Annotated in this window: 2 protein-coding genes; both read right to left on the bottom strand. The window is 67.1% G+C overall.

The genetic code is table 11. The features are described 5' to 3' along the window. Positions 1-8: 8 nt before the first annotated feature. On the bottom strand, positions 9-407 hold the full coding sequence (locus tag AB0P35_RS42100) for a hypothetical protein (RefSeq protein ID WP_363521900.1): 399 nt from the start codon (positions 405-407) through the stop codon (positions 9-11). Continuing rightward, complete coding sequence (locus tag AB0P35_RS42095; protein ID WP_363521897.1) at positions 404-1258, bottom strand: IS5 family transposase; 855 nt, start codon at positions 1256-1258, stop codon at positions 404-406. The genes AB0P35_RS42100 and AB0P35_RS42095 overlap by 4 nt, the downstream gene beginning before the upstream one ends. Positions 1259-1360 lie beyond the last annotated feature (102 nt).

The raw sequence follows: 1360 nt of genomic DNA, 5'->3' as shown, positions 1-1360 counted from the left end.
AGAGGACGTTAAGTCCGTTTCTGGTAGCGGCCACGTCCGGGTTGGGCGAGGAGTCCCTGACGAACGAGTCGTCCCAAGCGGGAGCGGGTGACGTTGAGCGAGGGCTCGTCGGTGGGCAGTCCGAGGAGTTCGTGTAGGTCGCGAACCCGGAAGACTCGTCCGGGGTGCTCGTTGAAGGCGGTCACGATGCGCTGGTAGGTGGTGGCTGGCTCCTCCGGGGCCAGTGCGCGGTCGGGCAGGGCGAGGTCGTCGATGACGTTGCAGGTGGTGACGATCTCGGCAAGGCGGGCCTCGACCTCGGTGAGGGCAGTGGCGAGTTGGTCGATCTGCTCGCGCAGGCCGTCGGCGCGTGCGGCGGTCTCGTCGTGTTCGGCCTGCAGCAGCCGAAGGAGTTCGATGACGTTCACGCGGCCAGCTCCACTGTGTCGCGCCAGGCGGGGCTGGGGGTGGTGAGGCGGCGGAGCATGCCCGCGGTGGAGGCCCAGTAGACGCGGGAGGCGGCGTTGTCGGGCCGATGGTCGTAGTCGCGGGCGAGGCGCCGGTGGAGCATGAGGGTGCCGTTGACCTGCTCGACCACCCACCGCTTCGGCTGCGGGACGAACCCCTTGCCCTGGCCGTCGGGGTTGCGCTGGACCACCTCGACGGTGATGTCCTTGACCGCCCCGTGGATGATCACGGCGTCCTTGAAGCCCTGGTCGACCAGGACCTTCTCCAGGCGCATCCCGCACCGTTCGGCCGCCTGGTCCAGCAGGGCGATGCCGGCCTCGTTGTCGTGCGCACTGGCGGCCAGGACCACAACGCCGATGATCAGGCCCAGCACGTCGACGGCCAGTCCCCGCTTTCTGCCGGGCGTCTTCTTGTTCGCATCCAGTCCCGTCGTCTCCTTCGGCACTCCCGCCGCCACGCGGACGGACTGGGTGTCGATGATCACCAGGGACGGGTCCTCTAATCGCCGGGACCGCTCCCGCACCTGGCAGCGCAGGATCTCCTGAATCCGCTGGTCAAGACCGTCCTGGCGCCACAGGGTGAAGTAGTAGAACACCGCCGACCAGGCCGGTAGGTCATGCGGTAAAAGTCGCCACTGACAGCCCGTCCGGTTCTGGTACAGCAGCGCGTTCACGACCTCGCGCAGGTCGCAGGAGCCCGGGTCCCCGGTCGCCGAGCGAGACACCCGCTCCTGTTTCCAGGCGGTGACCAGCGGCTCGATCAAGGCCCACTGCCCGTCGGACAAGTCCGTTGAGTACGGCATTCGTTTCATGCCCCGAGCTCATCATGCACACGACACTGGAGTCAGCCTGAACGACTCCGTACCCACGAACGGGCGACACCAGATCATCCAGAAACGGACTTAACGTCCTCT

Source organism: Kitasatospora sp. NPDC085879 (genome assembly GCF_040686255.1).
GTDB lineage: Bacteria > Actinomycetota > Actinomycetes > Streptomycetales > Streptomycetaceae > Kitasatospora.
This window is presented reverse-complemented; position numbering and strand designations above follow the sequence as displayed.